This window comes from Massilia yuzhufengensis (assembly GCF_900112225.1).
GTDB lineage: Bacteria > Pseudomonadota > Gammaproteobacteria > Burkholderiales > Burkholderiaceae_D > Telluria > Telluria yuzhufengensis.
Map to the genome: position 1 here is coordinate 1 of NZ_FOLD01000024.1, position 18,795 is coordinate 18,795.

Annotated in this window: 18 protein-coding genes; 7 read left to right on the forward strand and 11 right to left on the reverse strand. The window is 63.0% G+C overall.

The features are described 5' to 3' along the window. Positions 1-305: 305 nt before the first annotated feature. The 9 genes from BM031_RS17845 to BM031_RS17880 form a co-directional block, all read right to left on the reverse strand. Complete coding sequence (locus tag BM031_RS17845; RefSeq protein ID WP_091875923.1) at positions 306-596, reverse strand: hypothetical protein; 291 nt, start codon at positions 594-596, stop codon at positions 306-308. A 23-nt stretch (positions 597-619) separates the two neighbouring features. Beyond that, positions 620-1,417 (reverse strand): DUF3553 domain-containing protein, encoded by a 798-nt coding sequence (locus tag BM031_RS26395; protein WP_091875924.1) that lies wholly within the window; start codon positions 1,415-1,417, stop codon positions 620-622. Positions 1,418-1,664: 247 nt separating this feature from the next. Next, on the reverse strand, positions 1,665-1,961 hold the full coding sequence (locus BM031_RS25195) for a hypothetical protein (RefSeq protein WP_143084635.1): 297 nt from the start codon (positions 1,959-1,961) through the stop codon (positions 1,665-1,667). A 70-nt stretch (positions 1,962-2,031) separates the two neighbouring features. Further along, positions 2,032-2,295: a hypothetical protein gene (locus tag BM031_RS17855; protein WP_091875925.1), complete on the reverse strand. Its 264-nt coding sequence runs from the start codon at positions 2,293-2,295 to the stop codon at positions 2,032-2,034. An 81-nt stretch (positions 2,296-2,376) separates the two neighbouring features. Next, the gene (locus tag BM031_RS17860; protein ID WP_143084636.1) at positions 2,377-2,637 is read right to left on the reverse strand and encodes a hypothetical protein; all 261 of its coding nucleotides are present in this window, start codon (positions 2,635-2,637) and stop codon (positions 2,377-2,379) included. Positions 2,638-2,728: 91 nt separating this feature from the next. Then, on the reverse strand, positions 2,729-3,277 hold the full coding sequence (locus tag BM031_RS17865) for a hypothetical protein (RefSeq protein ID WP_218147622.1): 549 nt from the start codon (positions 3,275-3,277) through the stop codon (positions 2,729-2,731). 223 nt (positions 3,278-3,500) lie between these two features. Then, positions 3,501-4,079 (reverse strand): tyrosine-type recombinase/integrase, encoded by a 579-nt coding sequence (locus BM031_RS17870; protein WP_229409003.1) that lies wholly within the window; start codon positions 4,077-4,079, stop codon positions 3,501-3,503. 849 nt (positions 4,080-4,928) lie between these two features. Beyond that, on the reverse strand, positions 4,929-7,130 hold the full coding sequence (locus tag BM031_RS17875) for an OsmC domain/YcaO domain-containing protein (RefSeq protein ID WP_091875928.1): 2,202 nt from the start codon (positions 7,128-7,130) through the stop codon (positions 4,929-4,931). Between the two features lie 148 nt (positions 7,131-7,278). Further along, the gene (locus BM031_RS17880; RefSeq protein WP_091875929.1) at positions 7,279-8,007 is read right to left on the reverse strand and encodes a hypothetical protein; all 729 of its coding nucleotides are present in this window, start codon (positions 8,005-8,007) and stop codon (positions 7,279-7,281) included. Between the two features lie 265 nt (positions 8,008-8,272). On the opposite strand from BM031_RS17880, the gene BM031_RS17885 reads away from it, so the two are divergent. The 5 genes from BM031_RS17885 (at position 8,273) to BM031_RS17900 (ending at position 14,215) form a co-directional block, all read left to right on the forward strand. Continuing rightward, positions 8,273-9,835 carry a glycoside hydrolase domain-containing protein gene (locus BM031_RS17885; protein WP_091875930.1) on the forward strand — a complete coding sequence of 521 codons (1,563 nt, stop codon included), beginning with the start codon at positions 8,273-8,275 and terminating at the stop codon, positions 9,833-9,835. A 463-nt stretch (positions 9,836-10,298) separates the two neighbouring features. Continuing rightward, a complete protein-coding gene (locus BM031_RS26055; protein ID WP_229409006.1) occupies positions 10,299-11,027 on the forward strand; it encodes a sensor histidine kinase in 729 nt (242 codons plus the stop codon). After that, on the forward strand, positions 11,027-11,407 hold the full coding sequence (locus BM031_RS26060; protein ID WP_229409007.1) for a response regulator: 381 nt from the start codon (positions 11,027-11,029) through the stop codon (positions 11,405-11,407). Before BM031_RS26055 ends, BM031_RS26060 begins: the two co-directional genes overlap by 1 nt. Before the next feature lie 146 nt (positions 11,408-11,553). Beyond that, entirely contained in the window at positions 11,554-12,405 is an 852-nt protein-coding gene (locus tag BM031_RS17895) for a flagellin N-terminal helical domain-containing protein (RefSeq protein WP_091875931.1), read from the forward strand. A gap of 163 nt (positions 12,406-12,568) precedes the next feature. After that, complete coding sequence (locus BM031_RS17900) at positions 12,569-14,215, forward strand: DUF4394 domain-containing protein (protein WP_091875932.1); 1,647 nt, start codon at positions 12,569-12,571, stop codon at positions 14,213-14,215. Positions 14,216-14,230: 15 nt separating this feature from the next. Here BM031_RS17900 and BM031_RS17905 read toward each other — a convergent pair whose 3' ends face one another. Beyond that, entirely contained in the window at positions 14,231-14,914 is a 684-nt protein-coding gene (locus BM031_RS17905; RefSeq protein ID WP_091875933.1) for an anti-sigma factor, read from the reverse strand. Further along, entirely contained in the window at positions 14,911-15,468 is a 558-nt protein-coding gene (locus tag BM031_RS17910) for a sigma-70 family RNA polymerase sigma factor (RefSeq protein WP_091875934.1), read from the reverse strand. The genes BM031_RS17905 and BM031_RS17910 overlap by 4 nt, the downstream gene beginning before the upstream one ends. Positions 15,469-15,671: 203 nt before the next feature. Here BM031_RS17910 and BM031_RS17915 point away from each other — a divergent pair, with 203 nt between their 5' ends. Together BM031_RS17915 and BM031_RS17920 are read left to right on the forward strand one after the other, a co-directional pair. Beyond that, on the forward strand, positions 15,672-17,564 hold the full coding sequence (locus BM031_RS17915; protein WP_091875935.1) for an AI-2E family transporter: 1,893 nt from the start codon (positions 15,672-15,674) through the stop codon (positions 17,562-17,564). Positions 17,565-17,704: 140 nt separating this feature from the next. Beyond that, positions 17,705-18,667 (forward strand): chemotaxis protein, encoded by a 963-nt coding sequence (locus tag BM031_RS17920; protein WP_091875936.1) that lies wholly within the window; start codon positions 17,705-17,707, stop codon positions 18,665-18,667. Positions 18,668-18,795 lie beyond the last annotated feature (128 nt).

The following is an 18,795-nucleotide window of genomic DNA, read 5'->3' on the forward strand; positions in this document are numbered from 1 at the left end:
CGGCTATATTCCGCCGGCTTTATTTGCTGAACAATTCAGCAGGCAACAGCAGGCAGCTTGAAACAAGAGTGTCCGCTATTGACAGTACACCTCACACGTCGCCTGAGCCGTCTTGCAACGCGTACCACGCTAATGTCAAAACTGGTGTATGTCCTTCCTGAATTGCAGTGACATCAGGCAACGAGTTTCTATTGTTCCTGAATGTCTTCTTGAGCTCGCACTCCATTCTTGAGCAGCACGCTGCGGTTGGGATGGTGTCGATCTTGTCAATCCCGCGTATTCGACGCTAGGTCTTTTCCTGGATCTTAAGCTGAGTCGATGTCACTGCCTGGGAAGGTACGAGCCGCCAGCTCGACCAGCTTCGACATATCGCGTTTATGTGCTTCGGCAACGAAGTGCAGCCGCTCCGCAAACACGGAATTGTTCTTCCCCATTTCGTGATCGCGAGCGAAATAGTCTCGCGCTGAATTGAAGGTGACGCGCTCTTCGGATCCAGGTCGCTCGGCCCAGTGATGGAGTGAGCGCAGCTGGTCGACGGTCATCCCCGCCGATTCGAGATAGTTAAGATCATCAAGAAGCTGTTTATTCTTCGACATTTGCTTTCCTTGCTATTGTCGGGCTAAGGTACGCATTGCTCGACGAGCTGTAAATTCGAAAGCGATGGGCACAGAACTCGGTCGCCTCCGTTCGCGAAACGAACTTCCAACCGCTCCCTATCGCCATTTGCCAAGACAGTCCCTATACCCCATTCTGGTCTACTGGGATGGGAAACCTTGTCACCTTTCCGCCAGTGCGCTATGTCAGCATTCGCGGTCCTCGGTGACGTAGAATGGTCGTGGTCCACTGGCCGAGAAGTGCTTTGTCCGACAAGCGCCTGTACAACGGTCATCGCAACCTCCGGTGGGCAAGCGAAAAGCTCATAACAATTGGTCAGAAGCCCGGCTTTTCGATATCTTGCCTCAGCCCGACACTGCGCGAGAGCAGCATGCGCTTCATACTCGACCCTTCCCGCCTCGTTGCAATCGCACACACCGATCAGGCGCCAGTCCACAGCGCCCCCATAGCGCTCCGAGTTAAGTTGGGCAACACGGCCATTCGCGTCGACCGAGCTACCGATTTTTGTCAGCGTCATTGCCGATGAGCGTGCTACGTAAACTTGGCCCGGCGCGCGGTGTCGCCGCGCAAACGCAATCTTTTTTGGATCGCATACCGCGCAGTGACCTGGGCTAATACGCAGCCTATGTCCCTGCTTCTCACATGGGGCACCGATCGCAAGTACGGCTGCACGACTACGCATTAAGTCGCTCCTGGCCTGCTTGCCCAGTCCACGTGCGTCGACGACTTGGGACACGGCTATCTGATGGCGAGCAAGGAACGCGCGTTCAGCATTTGATAACAGGGTTTCGACTGAGTTCATACCGCTTGACTCTTTTCCTTGGCTTTCAGTCAGCGTCTTTGTATTGTCTGACAAGCCCACGCACAAGCGACTTCGCTGTTATCTCAGCACCTGCTGCACCGACTTGCGTACTGTCAGTCCATCCATTCCGGCGTGCAGTCAGAACATCACCGTCCACGGTGTAACTACCCAAGTAACTTTGACCTGCAACCACGACATCGACCGAGACCGAGGGCTCCAGATTTTTCGTCATCGCTCTCTTCCCTGCTCAATTGAGCAAATCATCGTAGCCGTGTTTAGTCAACCATTCCTCGAAGCTGATCGGTGGATTGAGATCAGCAGCCGCCCATCGCGCCTTTTCATAGTCGCGCCGCGCTGAGCGCACCGCACTCGTAACTCCGCGAAAAGCATCGTGGACCTTAGCAGCTTCTACCAGCGCTGGACTGTTGTAGCCGAGGGCTGCGATCGAGGCCTTAGCTTCGGCGAGGTCGTTTGCAGCACCGTCAACGTGTTCTAAGGCGAGACCACGCTTCTCATCAAAATAACCCTCTTCCATCTTTGCCATTTTAGTCCTCATATCGCTGGCCGCCGGCCAGCAGTCGGGCACAAACGATGTGCGGGGTTTTCGCCACGAGTTAGGCGGGAACCGAATCGATATCAAGGTCGATCTTGCTGCTTGCTACCGCAACGAACCGTTCGATCATTTCGGTGGTAACCCATGTCTTCTCCGACAGGTGTCGCACCCACTGTAGGATGGCCACCGCATTTGCGCAGCGTGCCAACGCAATTTCATACTCAAACGGGCCATGAATCGTTATCCAACCTTCATCGGCAGTAACCAGATTCTGCCGACGTTTCAAGTCCGTAAGATATTCGTCTTTGTTGAACGACTCACTCATTGGTTCTCCTGCTGTGTTGCCGGCATTGGCCGGATGGGATGCTTACGCACTCTTGTCACGCTGCTTCGTTTCCTCAACCTGTTAGGTACCGAACAGGTCGCCGTCTACCTTTGGCGTTTTTTTTAACACCTTAAAGTCGATGAGAGTCTTGTCACTGAACCAGCCGTCCGACCCGTTGCTCAAGTCCATGCGTAGCAGTTCGACGTCATAGACTTGTTCAGTCAGCTCTTGCAGGGCTTTCGCAAAGGCTGCCTCTATCTGTTGAGGAGTGACCGTCTTCAATGGACGACGGGTTAACTCGTCCCACGATTTCTCATTACTATTTTCGCTGTCCTGGCTCATCATTTTCCTCGCTGTCCGACACCTCGTCGGCTTTTCAGCGCCGTAGCCCCGTCGAGCGGGGCACCAGGTGCTGCTCGGCCTTTTTCCTGGTTCATGAGTTGATAACAACTGCGCCCCCGAACAAGGCCCTGTAGAGCATGGAAATGTCGGTGATTGCGCGGAACTGCGATTTCTGGACGATGCGCAGGTTCGGTCGCTCCTTCTTTACCCCGTTCTTGTCCCCTTTCGTATGCTTCGCTATTTTGAAGGCATCCAGCGGCGGTAGCGGTAGTCCTGGTTCGCCTCCAAAGAAGAGAAACGGACCGAGATCCATGGTGACTCTGTCAAAGCGTGTCCATATCACGCATCCAGAAGGCTTAGTAGCGAGGCCAAGGTGCACCTTCTGAGCTGGGGTCGTTGCTGCGTGCGATGAGGATTTCAGCTGAACGTGACGCGTCACACCGTTTGCTTCCAACACTACGTCGTGACCCGATCGATCGATCGAAGGCTGCGAAACCTCAAGCTTCGCCCCAGCGTGCAGCCAGGAATATTTCAGCAGATCTCCTACAAGCAGATGCTCAAGGAGGCGCTCGCGGTAGACAGACTGATGTGTGTCGAGTGTGACGTCAATATTCATTGGATCAGGGCTGATATTCTTCACTGCAGATTTCATTTATGCAATTTTATAGGTGCGTACATGTCTGGTCCATGAAAAGTTGACGAGATTTCACTTGGCGACCGCAACCGTATGGCTACTGGTCGCAATACTGGCGTGTGATGCGACTCTGCCGTCAAAGGACGTCTCTGAACATCTCTGCCAGGCGGTGTTGCGACACCTGGAGATATGGGCGAACGTGGTTTAGCTCAGCGTGTCCTAGTAGCAGCTAGACGGTTTCCACATCCGCTCCTTGCTGGATCAGCCTTGACGCCATCGTGCGCCTACCGCTGTGCGAGGATCCGCCTCGTATGCCGGCGTCTCTGTACAGCTTTGTGACGTGTGATTGCAAGCTGTCACATGCCAAGTAATCGACTGGCTCGCCGGCCCAGCTCACCCTGCGCTTCGTGTTGAGATGGAACTTGTAACCCTTGTGTGTCAGGATCAGCTTGCTCGCCGGCTCAAGGCCTCGGTAGCGGCTCGGCTCGCTGGTCGTTCGCAGGCGCCGCACAGCCCGGTAGCTCAGGTATTGATCGATTGCGTCAATGGCCTTTGCATGGCTGAGGTAGATACAACGTTGCCGGCATCCTTTAGTAATCGCGGCGCGCAGACTAATTTCTTCGCGAAGCGAACCAGACGGGAAAAGTACGTCTTGCACTTCGATCTGTGCGATTTCGGTTACGCGCATACCGGCAGTTAAGCCCAGCAGCAAAACAAGGGTGTCTCGCTCTGGATGCCTGCTGGTAGCCGCGGTGACGCGGAGAAGATGACGGATTTGCCCCGGCTGGAGCGAGGTGGCTTGGGCCATGTGAACCTCTGAACAGGATTGATCGGAAACGGATTCAGAGGGAGTCGGGGGTAGACTCTTTTTCCAGCATAGCACGGCTTGAATGCCGCAGGTCTCGGAAAAGCGGGTGGCGATACTTGCGGTGCTTTGGGAAAACCTTCTACCGCCACAGAGAATGGAGATTGCGGCCATGTCGCGCCAAGTCATACTCTGCTAAGGGGATCTTGTTGAACAGACTCGACCACTCAGACGCCTTCACGCAACAGCTGAGCCAGAAATCACCGGATTAAGGTCGACAGGTGTTGCGTTCCCCGCCAGCGCATGCGCAACACTCAAAGGTACTTTGCGAACGCAACAAGAATTAATGAGAAACTCGAGTTTTAAGGGTGTAAATGCATGCAACACTGTCCCAAAACTACCAAGAATACGCAATTACGAACATGAACGTTAGCTGCCTGACTTTCAATCAGAAACGATGCCGGAGGTTTGATGCGATACCCGAACCTGCGTTATGGCAACCCAGCTGAATTCACTTTCTACGCCCTGGGCGTGCCGCTGCCCGTCCTGGCGCGCCGGCTGCGCCGTGATGAGCGTACCGTGCGGGATTGGCTATGGTGTCGATCGCGGGTTCCTTGGTGGGTTCCCGAGCTTCTCAGACTCCAACATCTGGAAGCCGAGCTGCGCCACCGTCACATGGGATTGGGCGCGCTGCCTGCGCGCGGGTAAAACGTAGGGTGGCCGGGTTTCCCGGCCGCGCGTCCAGCCAGGGTGCGATCTGCCGCTGTGCATTGGTGAATTGAACGCGCGGCCGGCGAAGCCGGCTTCCCTACCTTGTCCTGACCAGTTTTTTCTTCAATCAAGCCATTTTCACTACGCCCGATCAGCCGCCTTCGCCCGCGCCGCATGCAGCTTCTTGTAGCTGTCGATCAGGCGCGCGTGCCTGTCGAGCCCTTCCAGCTTCATGCTGGTCGGCGTCAGTCCGTAGAAGCGCACGCTGCCTTCTACCGACCCCAGCACCGCATCCATCCGCTCATTGCCAAACATGCGGCGGAAATTGACGACGTAATCGTCCAGTTCCATCTCGTCGTCCAGCACCACTTCCAGCACCACGTTCAACGCCTGGTAAAACAGGCCGCGCTCGAGCGTGTTGTCGTTGTACTGCAGGAAGGCGCCCACCAATTCGTGCGCGCCGTCGAAGTCTTTCAGCGCGAGCTTGATCAAGAGCTTCAGTTCGAGCACCGTCAACTGGCCCCACGGCGTGTTCTCGTCGAATTCGACCCCGATCAAGGTCGCGATATCGCCATAATCATCCAGCTCGCTATTCTCCAGGCGATCCAGCAGTTCGCCCAATGCGTCGTCGTCCAGGCGATGCAGGTTCAGCACATCCTCGCGGAACAGCAGCGATTTATTCGTGTTATCCCAAACCAGGTCTTCCACGGGATAGATCTCCGAATAACCCGGCACCAGGATGCGGCAGGCATTCGCACCCAGGTCGTCGTACACGGCCACATAGGCTTCCTTGCCCATCTCTTTCAGGATGCCAAACAAGGTCGCCGCCTCCTCGGCATTCGAGTTTTCACCCTGCCCCGAAAAATCCCACTCAACGAATGCGTGATCGGCCTTGCTGCTGAAGAAGCGCCACGACACCACGCCGCTGGAATCGATGAAGTGCTCGACGAAGTTATACGGCTCGGTGACAGCGTTGCTGACAAACGTCGGCTTCGGCAAATCGTTCAGGCCCTCGAAACTGCGGCCCTGCAGCAATTCGGTCAGGCTGCGTTCCAGCGCCACTTCCAGGCTCGGATGGGCGCCGAACGAGGCGAATACGCCGCCGGTCTTCGGGTTCATGAGGGTCACGCACATGACCGGGTACACGCCGCCCAAGGAGGCGTCCTTTACCAGCACCGGGAAGCCCTGCTCTTCCAGCCCCTGGATACCGGCCAGGATGGCGGGGTACTTCGCCAGCACCTCCTGCGGCACATCGGGCAAGGCGATCTCCCCTTCCAGGATCTCGCGCTTGACCGCCCTTTCGAAAATCTCGGACAGGCACTGCACCTGGGCTTCGACCAAGGTGTTACCGGCGCTCATGCCATTGCTGGCGTACAGGTTTTCGACCAGGTTGGACGGGAAATAAACGACTTCGCCGTCAGACTGGCGCACGAACGGCAGCGAACAGATACCGCGCTCGGCGTTGCCCGAGTTGGTGTCGACCAGGTGCGAGCCGCGCAGCTCGCCGTCGGGGTCGTAGATCTCCAGGCAGTAGTCATCCAGAATGCCCGGCGGCAGTGCATCCTTGCGGCCCGGCTTGAACCAGCGCTCGTTCGGGTAATGCACGAAGGGCGCATTGGCGATGTCTTCGCCCCAGAAGGCGCCGGCATAGAAGTGGTTATTGTTCAGACGCTCGATGTATTCGCCCAGGGCCGAGGCCAGGGCGCTTTCCTTGGTCGCACCTTTGCCATTGGTGAAGCACATCGGCGAATGAGCGTCGCGGATATGCAGCGACCAGACGTTGGGCACGATGTTGCGCCACGATGCGATTTCGATCTTGATTCCCCAGCTGGCCAGCATGCCGGACATATTGGCGATGGTGTGCTCCAGCGGCAGGTCCTTACCAACGATATACGTGAGTGAATCCGAACCCGGCTGCAGGGTCAGCAGGGCCTGGGCGTCGGCATCCAGGTTCGCGACTTCCTCGATCACGAATTCGGGGCCGGCCTGCACCACTTTCTTCACCGTGCAGCGCTCGATCGAACGCAGGATTCCCAGCCTGTCCTTTTCCGAAATATCCGGCGGCAGCTCGACCTGGATCTTGAAGATCTGCTGGTAGCGGTTGTCCGGGTCGACGATATTATTCTGCGACAGGCGGATATTCTCGGTCGGGATGTCGCGGGTATTGCAGTACAACTTGACGAAATAGGCCGCGCACAGGGCCGACGAGGCCAGGAAGTAATCGAAGGGGCCGGGGGCCGAGCCGTCGCCCTTGTAGCGGATCGGCTGGTCGGCAATGACCGTGAAGTCATCGAACTTGGCTTCGAGGCGAAGCTTGTCGAGGAAGTTAACCTTAATTTCCATGGGGGAATTCCAAATAGTGCTCAAAATTGATCTGGGCGTCATTATCCGTTGTTTGCGCCCTGCGGCATAGGCGCACAGCCCGGCCGTATCAATCGCACTGCGGCAAGGCGCCCCCCATGGACGGAGGCGGCGCGTGCTGGGCCAGTTCTCAGGGAACGCCCTTATAAACGAAGATATGGATGTCCTTCCCCTTGGGCGTGCTGCCCACGTTGTCGACGATGAAGGGGCCGTTGACATGCTCGATCTTGTCAGCGTGGTCATAAGGCCATTTGTCGGCCGCCGGGTCGCCCGGGTTGCGAGCGCGCGGCCGCTTGCCGTTGTCCGACGCCCACATGAAATAGTGGAGCGCGTCCGTGTCGGTTCCCGCCGATTCCTTCTTGTCGAACGCTGTCTTTCCGTTCTTCTGGGCCGTGAGGCAGGCCTGCCAGCGCGCCTTGATGTTGGGGGCGGTAATGGTGGAATCGGGCTTTTGCGAGGTCGCCAGGCCGCTCGGGAACTTCTGGTAGGCGTAGGCGTCGCGCCGGCAGGCGATTTCGGCGATCCACTGGCGCGCCTGCGCCATCACCGCCTCGTTGTCAGGCGCCCGCACGACAGAGGTTTCGCCAAAGACGATCCCGGCGATGAATTCCTTGTCGCCTTCCTCGATGGCGATGCAGCCTGGACCGACACCCAGCAGGCCAAGCCCGACCGAATCCGCCAGCTTCCCATCCGGACCGGAAATCTTGAATTTGACGCCGCCCTCGGCCACATTGACCTCGTAGTCGATCGCCGTGATCCCGCCGCGGAAAAAGAACGGCAAGCCGTTGCCGGCGGCGCGTTGCTCCAGGTTCGCCGACGGTGTGGCCATCAGCTGGTTGAACGAGTCATTCGGCGACATGTCGTCCTGCCCTGCCCGTCTTGTGACCGTAGATCCTCCGTATATTCGAATTGGAAACAGGTGCGCACAACAGATCGATACTACAGAAAATTTGATAGTTAGTTAACTTCATTCCGGCCCGCCCAACTCTGCCGTAGCATCTTCGCAACGCCGAAAATAAAGCTGGCGCAAGCCGTTCGGCAGCCGCTGCCGCCACATAGAATTGCCACACGCCCCAACTCCCTGATCCTGCCGAGCCGATTGCCGTCCCTTGCAAGGAGTCGTCATGCCGAACGGCATTTCAACCAACCGGTGGTGCCATCCATCGGCCTCCTGCCTGGCCGCTGCCGGGATCGCGTTTGTCGTGCGCTATTACTCGCGCACGACAACGATGCGGGAAAAACTGCTGCGCCCCGATGAAGCGCGGCAAATCGCAGCGGCCGGCATCGACCTGGCGGTGGTGTACCAGGACCGCGGGCGCCAGGAAGTCGATTTCGGCGGCCCGCGCGGCGAGCTGGATGCAAACACGGCGCTGCAGCAGGCGGCTGCCGTCGGGCAGCCTCCGGGTTCGGCCATCTATTTTGCGGTCGACACCGATTTCAGCCGGGCCCAAATCACCCGCGTCGTACTGCCCTACTTCCAGGCCGTGCGGCGCATCTTCAGCCAGGCGGGCGGGCGCTACAAGATCGGCGTGTATGGTTCCGGCCTCACCTGCCGCCTCCTGAAGGAGGCGCCGGGCCTGGTCGACTACGCCTGGCTGGCCGAAGCCACCGGCTGGCGCGAATCGCGCACCTATGCGGCCTGGGACATGAAGCAGTTCGTCAACCATGCGAACCTGTGCGCGTTGGGACCGGACTGGCAGCGCTGCGAGGCCAGGGCCGACTTCGGCCAGTTCCGCCCGATCGGCAGCGTGCGGGCGCGTGCACGCATGGCCGGCCGCGTGGTCAGCACCAGCCTGCCATTGCCGCTGCTGGCGATGCCCAATGCAGGGGCGCCGGCGGCCTTCCCGCCGCTGCCGTACGGCACCCCGGTAGAGGTGCTCGGCGAGGCCGGGCACGGCTGGCTGCGGGTCAGCGTCGCGCTCGACGAGGGCGCGGTGATCGGCTACGTCGAGGTCGACGGGCTGGCCAGGCGCACCCGCGCACATGAGCGCCTCGACGCGCTGAGCTTGCCGCAAGTGCCCGAGGTGCACCTGGCGCGCGACAATCGCAACTCGTCCCGGGCCAACGCAGGCATGCATGCCTATCCGCTGGGCGAACCCAGGCTGCCCCTGCGCGATCCCGCCGCATCCGGTCCTGCCAAGGCCGCCGCGCTGACCCGGCTGGCCGACTGGATGGATGTCGAGCGCAGCGCGCGCTACCGCCCCACCGCGCTTACCTATTGCAACATCTATGCGGCCGACTATTGCTTCCTGGCCCAGGTTTACCTGCCCCGGGTGTGGTGGAACGCCAAAGCCCTGGCCGCATTCGCGCGCGGCGAGCGCCCGGCCCCGATCTATGGCCGCACGCTGATGGAAATGCGCGCCGACCACCTGCACGCATGGCTGCTCGATTTCGGCGCCCAGTTCGGTTGGCGCCGGACGGCCGACCTGGACGTCCTGCAGGCTGCGGTCAACGCCGGCGGCGTCGCCGTCATCTGCGCCGACCGCGAAGCCGAGGGGCGGCCCGGGCACATCACGGTGGTCGTGCCCGAGGTAGCCGGCCACGCGGCGGTACGCGAGGCCGACGGCACGGTGCGCCAGCCGCTGCAAACCCAGGCCGGCAGCCGCAACCACCGCTATGGCAGCAGTGGCCCTGACTGGTGGCTCGGCGAACAGTTCCGCAGCTTCGTGATGTTCCTGCACGACTGAGCGCTTGCGCGGCGCCGGATGCCGCGCGCCACGTGCCATGAAGGCATATCGGGACTACAATACTGTGGCTGGCGTCCCCTTGCTCGCGAACGCGGACGCCATGCCGCGTTTGCCATGACCAGCTGGCCGAGGGCCTGGGCATCGTGTTCAATTCCATCGAGACCGCGTCCGGCTCGGAAACCCTGCTGCGCCAGCAGGCCGAGACGCTGGAAGGCGAATTCCGCTCCCAATAGGCCGAGCTGCAAAAGACCAATGCCGAACTCGAACGCAAGGCCGGCCAGCTGGCCGAGCAGAATGCCGAGGTCGAGCGCAAGAACCGCGAAATCGAAGAGGCGCGGGCCAGCCTGCAGGAAAAGGCCGAGCAGCTGGCCCTGACGTCCAAGTACAAGTCCGACTTCCTGGCCAATATGTCGCACGAGCTGCGTTCGCCGCTCAACAGCCTCTTGCTGCTCGCCGAGCAGCTGTGCCAGAACCGGAACAGAACCTCACCGGGCGCCAGCTGGAAATGGTCAAGGTCATGGACGCCTCCGGGCGCGACCTGCTGCACCTGATCAACGACATCCTCGACTTGTCCAAGATCGAGGCCGGCAGCGCCACCGTCGAAATCGGCGAGGTGGCCACCGCCACCCTGGGCGACGAGCTGGACAAGAGCTTCCGCTACCAGGTCGAGGCCAAGGGCTTGGCCTGGTCGATGGACTTCGACCCCGGCCTGCCGCCGGTGCTGCATACCGACGCCCAGCGCGTCAAGCAGCTGCTCACCAACCTGTTGTCGAACCCGCTGAAATTCACCAGCAAGGGCAGCATTTCGCTGTCGGCCCGGGTCGCCCGCTCGGGCTGGTCCCCGGGCCACCACGGCCTGGCCGGGGCCGCCGTCGTGGTGGCCTTCAGCGTGCACGACACCGGCATCGGCATCGCGCCGGACAAGCGCAAGCTGATCTTCGAAGCCTTCCAGCAGGCCGACGCCAGCACCTCGCGCCGCTATGGCGGCACCGGCCTGGGCCTGGCGACCAGCCGCGAGATCGCGCGCCTGCTCGACGGCGAACTGACGGTGCAAAGCGAAGAGCGGCGCGGCAGCACCTTTACCTTCTACCTGCCGCAGCCCCGGGTGGCGGCCACAAGCGCGGGCGAAGCGGCGCCGGCGCCCGGCAACGGCGCTTCCGGCGCGCCGGCCTTCTGGCGGGCAAGCGCGTAATGATCGTCGACGACGACGCCCGCAACCTGTTCGCGCTGACCGGCCTGCTGGAAAACAATGGCATGCAGGTCGACGCGGTCGAGTCGGGCGAAGCGGCGCTGCAGCACCTGGACGCCCACCCGGATGTCGACCTGGTGCTGATGGACATCATGATGCCGGACATCGACGGCTATGAAGCCACGCGCCGGATCCGCGCCGACCCGCGCTTTGCCGACCTCCCGGTGATTGCCCTGACCGCCAAGGCAATGCTGGAAGACCGCTCCAGATGCCTGGCCGCCGGCGCCTCGGACTACGCGACCAAGCCGGTCGATACCGGCCAGCTGCTGGCGCAGCTGCAGGTGTGGCTGGGCAAGGCAAAGGGTGCCTCCACACCAATCTGACATGCTTGTCTTTTAGTTATCGAAAAACTTTTTTTAAAAAATTTCCGTATGGCACTTAATGACATGATGAAACCTGTCGCCTTGTACCTGTGAGAGCGGGGAAAGCCTCGCACCACCGAACAGAACACTGACAGGAATTCAAAATCATGCTGAGCCTTCACACCAACAACGCCGCACTGTCCGCACAAAACTCGATCAGCCGCACCCAGAGCTCGCTGTCGACCTCGATGACCCGCCTGTCGACCGGCTACCGCATCAATTCGGCAATGGACGACGCTGCCGGCCTGCAGATCGCATCGCGCCTGAAAGCCCAGACCTCGGGTATGAGCGTCGCCATGCGCAACACCCAGAACTCGACCTCGATGCTGCAGACCGCCGAAGGCGCGCTGGACGAAGTCGGCAACATGCTGGTCCGCATGAAAGACCTGGCCACCCAGTCGGCCGATGCGTCGTCGACCACCGATGACAAGAAAGCCATGCAGTCGGAATTCGACGCACTGGGCCTGGAACTGAAAAACGTGCTGCAGAACACCACCTTCGGCGGCACCAAGCTGCTGGTCGGCGGTACCGTCGCTTCGTCGATGACCTTCCAGATCGGCGCATCGTCGAGCGAAACCATGGCCGTCAACCTGGGCACCGACATGACCTCGATGGCGACCGACGTGAGCAACGCGACCGCCAACTACACGACCACCACGACCGGTACCGAACTGACCGCATCCGCCAACGCCACCATCGGCAAGCTCGACACCGCGCTGGCATCGGTCAACAAGGTCCGTTCGGGCCTGGGCGCTGCCGCCAACCGCCTCGAGCACGTGTACAACAACCTGTCGAACATCAGCACCAACAGCAAGGCAGCAACCGGCCTGATCATGGACGTGGACTTCGCCAGCGAAAGCGCCAACATGACCTCGAACCAGATGCTGCTGCAAGCCGGCACCGCCATGCTGAAGCAGTCGAACAGCATGTCGTCGATGGTCATGTCGCTCCTGCAGTAATCCCGGCCAGCCCGCCAGCCGGGCGCCGAATAATGAAAAGCCAGTCCCGCGGGGCTGGCTTTTTTTCGTTCCATAACAATTAATTTTGTCAGGAGTGCATCCAAAACGCCGCGCCGATCGTAGAGCAGGTATTACCCACCCACCCTACGACAGGACACCGACCATGAACGACCATACTTTCAGCAGGCTCTTTCTTGTTTCCGCCGTCGCGGCGGCGCTCGCCGGCTGCGGCAGCAGCGACAACGACAATGCAACGCCCGCGCCGGCCCCGACGCCCACCCCGCCCGCGGTGTCCATCGGCGACATGCTGGCCCTGACTGCCAGCAACCGGATCGTTTCCTTCGACCGCGCCACCCCCGCCACCATCCGCAGCACGATGGCGGTGAGCGGCCTGCAGGCGGGCGAGAACCTGCTCGGGATCGACTACCGCCCGGCGGACGGCCTGCTGTATGGCGTCGGCAGCAGTGGCCGCATCTATACGATCAACCCGGAAACCGGCGCCGCCACCGTGAAGTCGACCCTTAGCGTCGACGCGACCGACACCACGGCGCCGTACACCGCCCTGTCCGGCACCGACTTCGGGGTCGACTTCAACCCGGCCGCAGACCGCCTGCGGGTGGTGAGCAATACCGGCCAGAGCCTGCGCATCAACGTCGATACCGGCGCCACCACGACCGACGGCGCCATCAACGGCGGCGCCGCCAACACCGCCGTCACAGCGTCGGCCTACACCAATTCCTTCGCCGGCACCTCGGCCACCACCCTGTACGCGCTCGACAGCGCGACCGACACCCTGTACGTCCAGAACCCGCCCAACAACGGCACCCTGGCCACGCCGGTGGCGCTGGGCGTGGATGGCGGCGCGGCGAACGGCTTCGACATCGACGGCCGCACCAACATGGGCTACGCCGTGCTGACCGTGGGCGGCGCCCGCACCCTGTATTCGATCAACCTGTCCGCCACCGCCGCAGCCGCCACCGCGATCGGCGCCCTGGGCGTGAGCGAAGACATCCGTGGCCTGGCGGTGCGCGCCACCCCTGCGCCGGTGGTGCTCGGGCTGACCGACGCCGGCCGCATCGTGGCCTTCCGCCCGGCCACGCCGAACGTGCTCACCGCCGACGTCGCGCTGGCCGGCCTGAACGCCAATGAAACCGTGGTCGGGATCGACTTCCGCCCGAAAGACGGGCTGCTGTACGGGATCACCTCGGCCGCGCGCATCGTCACCATCGACGCCGCCACCGGCATGACGACCGTCAAGGCAAGCCTGGCCGCCGACGCGGCCGACACCACGCTCCCCTATACCGGCATGGTGGGCACGATGTTCGCCGTCGACTTCAACCCGGTGGCGGACCGCCTGCGCGTGATCAGCGACCGTGGCCAGAGCCTGCGCATCAATGTCGATACGGGCGCCACCACCACCGACGGCGCCATCAACCGCGCTGGCGCCGCGCCGATGGTCACGGCCGCCGCGTATACCAACAGCGTCCCGGGCGCGACCACGACCCAGCTGTTCGACATCGATACCGAGAGCGACAACCTGGCGCTGCAGAATCCGCCGAACGACGGCACGCTGGTCAACATCGGCCTGCTGGGCGTGGCGGTGGTGGGCGACGCCGGCTTCGACATCGCCGGCGGCGCCAACGGGATCGCGCTGGCGGCGCTGCGCACCACGGCCGGCGGCCCGTCGTCGCTGTACCGGGTCGACCTGGCCACCGGCGCGGCCACGCTGGCCGGTGGCGCCGCCACCCCGGCGCTGTCGGTGGCAGGCAGCAACCTTGGCCTGCGCGACATCGCGATCTCGCTGCGGTAAGCAGCAGTGGGCCGGTCAGCCCAGCCTGACGGCCCGTCCGATGAACAGGATCGGGCCGGTCGGGCGGCCGGTCGGGGAACCGGCCGGCGGCTCGAGCGTGATCTCGAACAGCTGGTTCGGCTGCAGTGGCGGCAGCCCAGCCAGCGGCACCTCGACCGCCTGGCCGGGCTGCACCAGGCCGAGCGACACGGGTTTGCTCCAGCCATCGGCCTTGGTCCACAGCTGCAGTGCGCGGGTCGCCGGTACCGCAGTGGCGCGCAGCGGCTGCAGGCGCAGCCGGTCGCCAGGAGCGGATTGCAGCACCCAGCCGGGCGACAGGTTGTCGGGCTGGGCCAGTACCACCATGTAGCGCGCGGCCGGCGCCGAGGGCGCCTGCACCAGTACCGCCGCCATGATGGCCGCCGCCGCGAAGCCGGCCCCGGCCAGTCCCCGCCACAGGTCCAGCCGGTTCCACCAGCGGGAGCTCGAGGGCGCAGCGAGCGGCCGTTCGGCCCCGATCGAGCGCGCGATGCGCTGCCACAGTTGCGGCGTCGGGTCCACCGGCTCGGCGACCTGGGTCAGCGGCAGCAGCCGCGCTTCCCACGACGCCACCGCGGCGCACAGCTCCGGGTCCTGCGCCATGGCCGCTTCGACCTCGCGGCGCCCGGACGCCGCCAGGGTGCCGAGTACATATTCGCCTGCCAGTTCGTCCACCGTCATCCCATGCACTCCCGCAAGGCGCTCAGGCCGCGCCGGATCCAGGCCTTCACGGTGCCCAGCGGCGACTGCAGGCGCTCGGCGATTTCGCTGTGCGAGCAGCCGTCCACGTAGGCGAACAGGATGCTGTCGCGCTTGCCCGCATCGAGGCCGACCAGGCAGTCGTGCAGGCGCCCCATGTCCTGGCGCAGCGCGATGGCGTCGTCCAGCCCGGCGCCGCCCGAGGCGTGCGCCTCGAACTCGTCGAGCATCGCCTCATCGGCCGGCAGTTCGCGCTCGCTGCTGCGCACCAGGCTCAGCGCCTGGTTGCGCACCACGCTGTAGATCCATCCACGCCCGGCCCCGCGCGCCGGATCGAAGCTGCCGGCCTTGGTCCAGATGTTCAGGAAGGCGTCATGCAAGACTTCTTCGGCAACCTGGCGCCGGCGCACGATGCGCAAGGCAACGCCAAGCAGGCGGCGGCTGTCCTGGTCGTAGATGCGGCGCAGCGCCGCATGCTCGCCGCGTGCGCAGGCGGCCAGCGCCGCTTCATAGTCGAAACCGTCAACTGCGATCATGCGTGGCGCCATCGATCATCGGGCACTCCCTGGGCTGATGTTGCGAACATCATAAGACAGGATGCCTTGCCCATGGCGCGAATTTGCCCGTATTCGCGCGGCGAGCGCCTTTATATGGCGGGTCAAGCCCGGATCACTTGGCGAAAGCGCCATTTTCCTTTATACATATCCGGTTATCTTTTCACGAGCGGCCGACCACCTGCATGAATGCCCTGCCCCCCTCCCTGCGCCTGACTGCGGGCACCGTCGTCAGCGCCACCTGTGTCGTCGCCCTGCTGTATTTTGGCCGTGAAGTGCTCGAGCCGCTGGCGCTGGCGCTGATCCTCAGCCTGGTACTGGCGCCGCTGGTGCGCAGCATGACCCGGGTCGGGCTGGCGCGCATGCCGGCCGTGCTGCTGTCGGTCACCCTGGTCGCCACCTGCGTGGGCGGGGTCGGCGCCGTGCTTTTCGACCAGCTGGTGACGATCACGCGCGACCTGCCGCAGTACCGCGCCGCGATCCGCACCAAGGTGGCCAAGGTGCGCGAAGTGGTGGAGCGTCCGATCACCCGCATCGAAGCCGAACTGAGCGCCGTCGCCCCGAGCAGCGCCGTCGAGCCGGTCCGGCCACGGCGCGGCAGCGCCCTGGTGGCGACGCCGAACCAGCCGCTGCCGGTCGAGGTGCGCACCCCGCGCACCATGAAGGACACGCTGGGACGCGCGATCGCGCTGGTGTGGGGACCGATCGGCGAAGCCGGCGTGGTGCTGATCCTGCTGGTGTTCATCCTGCTGGAACAGGGCTCGCTGCGCGACCGCCTGGTGCGCCTGGCGGGCCAGGCCGAAGTGAGCCGCACCATCCGCACCCTGGGCGACGCCGCACAGGGCGTCTCGCGCTTCTTCTTTTCCCAGTTCATCGTCAACGCCACCTTCGGCGTGGTGGTGGGCCTGTCGCTGTGGCTGGCGGGCGTGCCGCACGCGGTGCTGTGGGGCGTGCTGAGCGGCGTGCTGCGCTTCGTGCCCTACCTGGGCGTGCTGCTGGCCGGCGCGATCATCGCCGTGTTCGTGGCCGCGATCGACCCAGGCTGGTCGCTGGCGGTGACCTGCATGGCGATCTTCCTGGCCTTCGAGCTGGTGCTGGCCAATTTCATCGAACCCAAGGTGTATGGCCACAGTTCCGGGCTGTCGCCGCTGGCGGTGATCGTCTCGGCGCTGTTCTGGGGCGCGCTGTGGGGCCCGGTCGGCCTGCTGCTGTCGACCCCGCTGACCCTGTGCCTGGTGGTGGCCGGCCGCCACGTGCGCGGCCTGGCGCCGATCACCATCCTGCTGGGCGACGCACCGAACATGTCGGACGCCGAGCGCTTCCACCAGCGCGTGCTGGCCGGCGAGGCCGACGAGCTGACCAAGGATGCGCGCGCCTATGTGCGCCGTTACAGCTTCGCGCGCTACTGCGACCACGTGCTGCTGCCGGGGCTGCGCATGGCGGTGTCGGACCTGGGCGCCGGCACCATCGACAAGGCGCAGGAGGTGCGCATGCGCACCGTGATCGCGAATATCGCGGAGACCGTGGCTTCCGCCTCCGGCAACAGCCCGCGCAACCGGCGCAAACCGGTGCCGCTGCTGGACGCGAACATCGGCGCCCACCTGCGCCAGATGCGCGAGTCGCGCTTCGGCCGCTGGCAGGGTTCGCTCGACGTACCGATGGGCTCGATCGTGCTGTGCGCGGGCCTGGCCTCGGAGCGCGACGAATTCCTGACCGAGCTGCTGGTGCGCGCCCTGCGCGAGGGCGATGTCGACGCCCGCAGCATCGTCATCGATGGCGAGCAGGAACGCCCCGAGTCCGGCGCCCCGGAACTGGTATCGACCATCTTCATCACCTACCCGCGCCAGGACAACTTCGAGCAATGGCGCGCCGCCGTGGCCCAGCTGCGCGCCGACCTGCCGGAAGCGCTGATGGTGACCGTGCTGCTGCCCTATGACGAGCTGCTGCCCAAGCGCGCCATGGTCGAGGCCTACGTGGACATGATCCTGCGCTCGTTCGAGGAAGGCCTGGCCTTCGTCGCGCCGGACCGCGGCGCCCCGGCCAAGCCCGGCGTATCGGCCGCCGCGCCTGTTCAATAAGGCATCGAATTGCCGGATTTGTTGTTTTCCCGCCGTACCGGCGTGGAAAATTACGCGGAACGTGCGGCTGTCTTGACGCTGGCCGGTCTTTCGCACGTAAAATGCTTTCCTATCGGCATTACTTTTTATAACGGCGGAATATGAAATCGGTTCAACAAGAAGTCGACGAGCGCAGCAACCTCACGGGCACCAACAAGTTCGAACTGCTCCTGTTCCGCCTTGGCGGCGATGAAAACGGCGAGCGCAGCGAGCTGTTCGGGATCAATGTCTTCAAGATCCGCGAGATCGTCGCCATGCCGACGATCACCGCCGTGGCCGGCTCGATGCCGCACGTGCTCGGCGTGGTCAACCTGCGTGGCCAGATCATCCAGGTGCTGGACCTGCCGGCAATCGCCGGCGTCAAGCCAAAGACCGGCCTGAACATCATGCTGGTGACCGAATTCGCCCGCACCACGCAGGCGTTCGCCGTGGAGAGCGTGGAAGAAATCGTGCGCCTCGACTGGAGCCAGGTGATGTCGGCCGAGCGCGCCGCGGGCAGCGGCGGCATGGTCACCAGCATCGCCCGCTTGCCGGTGGAGAATGGCGAGGAAGGCCGCCTGGCGCAGGTGCTCGACGTCGAGACCATCCTGCGCGACATGAACCCGGATTCGGCGCCGGAGATCAACCAGCAGACGGTGGGTGCGAAGATCCACATCAAGCCCGGTTCGGTCATCCTCGCGGCCGACGATTCGGTGGTCGCGCGCGCGCTGATCGAGCAAGGCCTCGACGCGATGGGCCTGCCGTTCATCATGACCAAGAGCGGCAAGGAATGCTGGGACCAGCTCAACAGCATCGCCAACACCGCCGAAGCCGAGGGCAAGACCGTCCACGACAAGGTTGCGCTGGTGCTGACCGACCTCGAGATGCCGGAAATGGATGGCTTCACCCTGACCCGCAACATCAAGAAGACCGGCCGCTTCTCGAGCATGCCGGTGATCATCCATTCGTCGCTGTCGGGCACCACCAACGAAGAGCACGTCAAGAACGTCCAGGCCGACGCCTACGTCGCCAAGTTCTCGGCCGAAGACCTGGCCACCACGCTGCGCCGCGTCCTGCGCCAGTAAAGCCGCAGATTGCGGTCGAAGTGTGTCAACGGCCGGCCTTTGCCGGCCGTTGTGCTGTAACAAACGCTCACACAATCTTCATTGTGCGGAGCATCGATGCATGTAACATTGGCAACAAGCCGGTACAA

Coding starts and splice junctions, on each gene's coding strand:
- BM031_RS17845 (WP_091875923.1), bottom strand. CDS start 596: ATGTCGAAGAATAAACAGCTTCTTGATGATCTTAACTATCTCGAATCG.
- BM031_RS26395 (WP_091875924.1), bottom strand. CDS start 1,417: ATGAACTCAGTCGAAACCCTGTTATCAAATGCTGAACGCGCGTTCCTT.
- BM031_RS25195 (WP_143084635.1), bottom strand. CDS start 1,961: ATGGCAAAGATGGAAGAGGGTTATTTTGATGAGAAGCGTGGTCTCGCC.
- BM031_RS17855 (WP_091875925.1), bottom strand. CDS start 2,295: ATGAGTGAGTCGTTCAACAAAGACGAATATCTTACGGACTTGAAACGT.
- BM031_RS17860 (WP_143084636.1), bottom strand. CDS start 2,637: ATGAGCCAGGACAGCGAAAATAGTAATGAGAAATCGTGGGACGAGTTA.
- BM031_RS17870 (WP_229409003.1), bottom strand. CDS start 4,079: ATGGCCCAAGCCACCTCGCTCCAGCCGGGGCAAATCCGTCATCTTCTC.
- BM031_RS17875 (WP_091875928.1), bottom strand. CDS start 7,130: ATGGAAATTAAGGTTAACTTCCTCGACAAGCTTCGCCTCGAAGCCAAG.
- BM031_RS17880 (WP_091875929.1), bottom strand. CDS start 8,007: ATGTCGCCGAATGACTCGTTCAACCAGCTGATGGCCACACCGTCGGCG.
- BM031_RS17885 (WP_091875930.1), top strand. CDS start 8,273: ATGCCGAACGGCATTTCAACCAACCGGTGGTGCCATCCATCGGCCTCC.
- BM031_RS26060 (WP_229409007.1), top strand. CDS start 11,027: ATGATCGTCGACGACGACGCCCGCAACCTGTTCGCGCTGACCGGCCTG.
- BM031_RS17895 (WP_091875931.1), top strand. CDS start 11,554: ATGCTGAGCCTTCACACCAACAACGCCGCACTGTCCGCACAAAACTCG.
- BM031_RS17900 (WP_091875932.1), top strand. CDS start 12,569: ATGAACGACCATACTTTCAGCAGGCTCTTTCTTGTTTCCGCCGTCGCG.
- BM031_RS17905 (WP_091875933.1), bottom strand. CDS start 14,914: ATGACGGTGGACGAACTGGCAGGCGAATATGTACTCGGCACCCTGGCG.
- BM031_RS17910 (WP_091875934.1), bottom strand. CDS start 15,468: ATGATCGCAGTTGACGGTTTCGACTATGAAGCGGCGCTGGCCGCCTGC.
- BM031_RS17915 (WP_091875935.1), top strand. CDS start 15,672: ATGAATGCCCTGCCCCCCTCCCTGCGCCTGACTGCGGGCACCGTCGTC.
- BM031_RS17920 (WP_091875936.1), top strand. CDS start 17,705: ATGAAATCGGTTCAACAAGAAGTCGACGAGCGCAGCAACCTCACGGGC.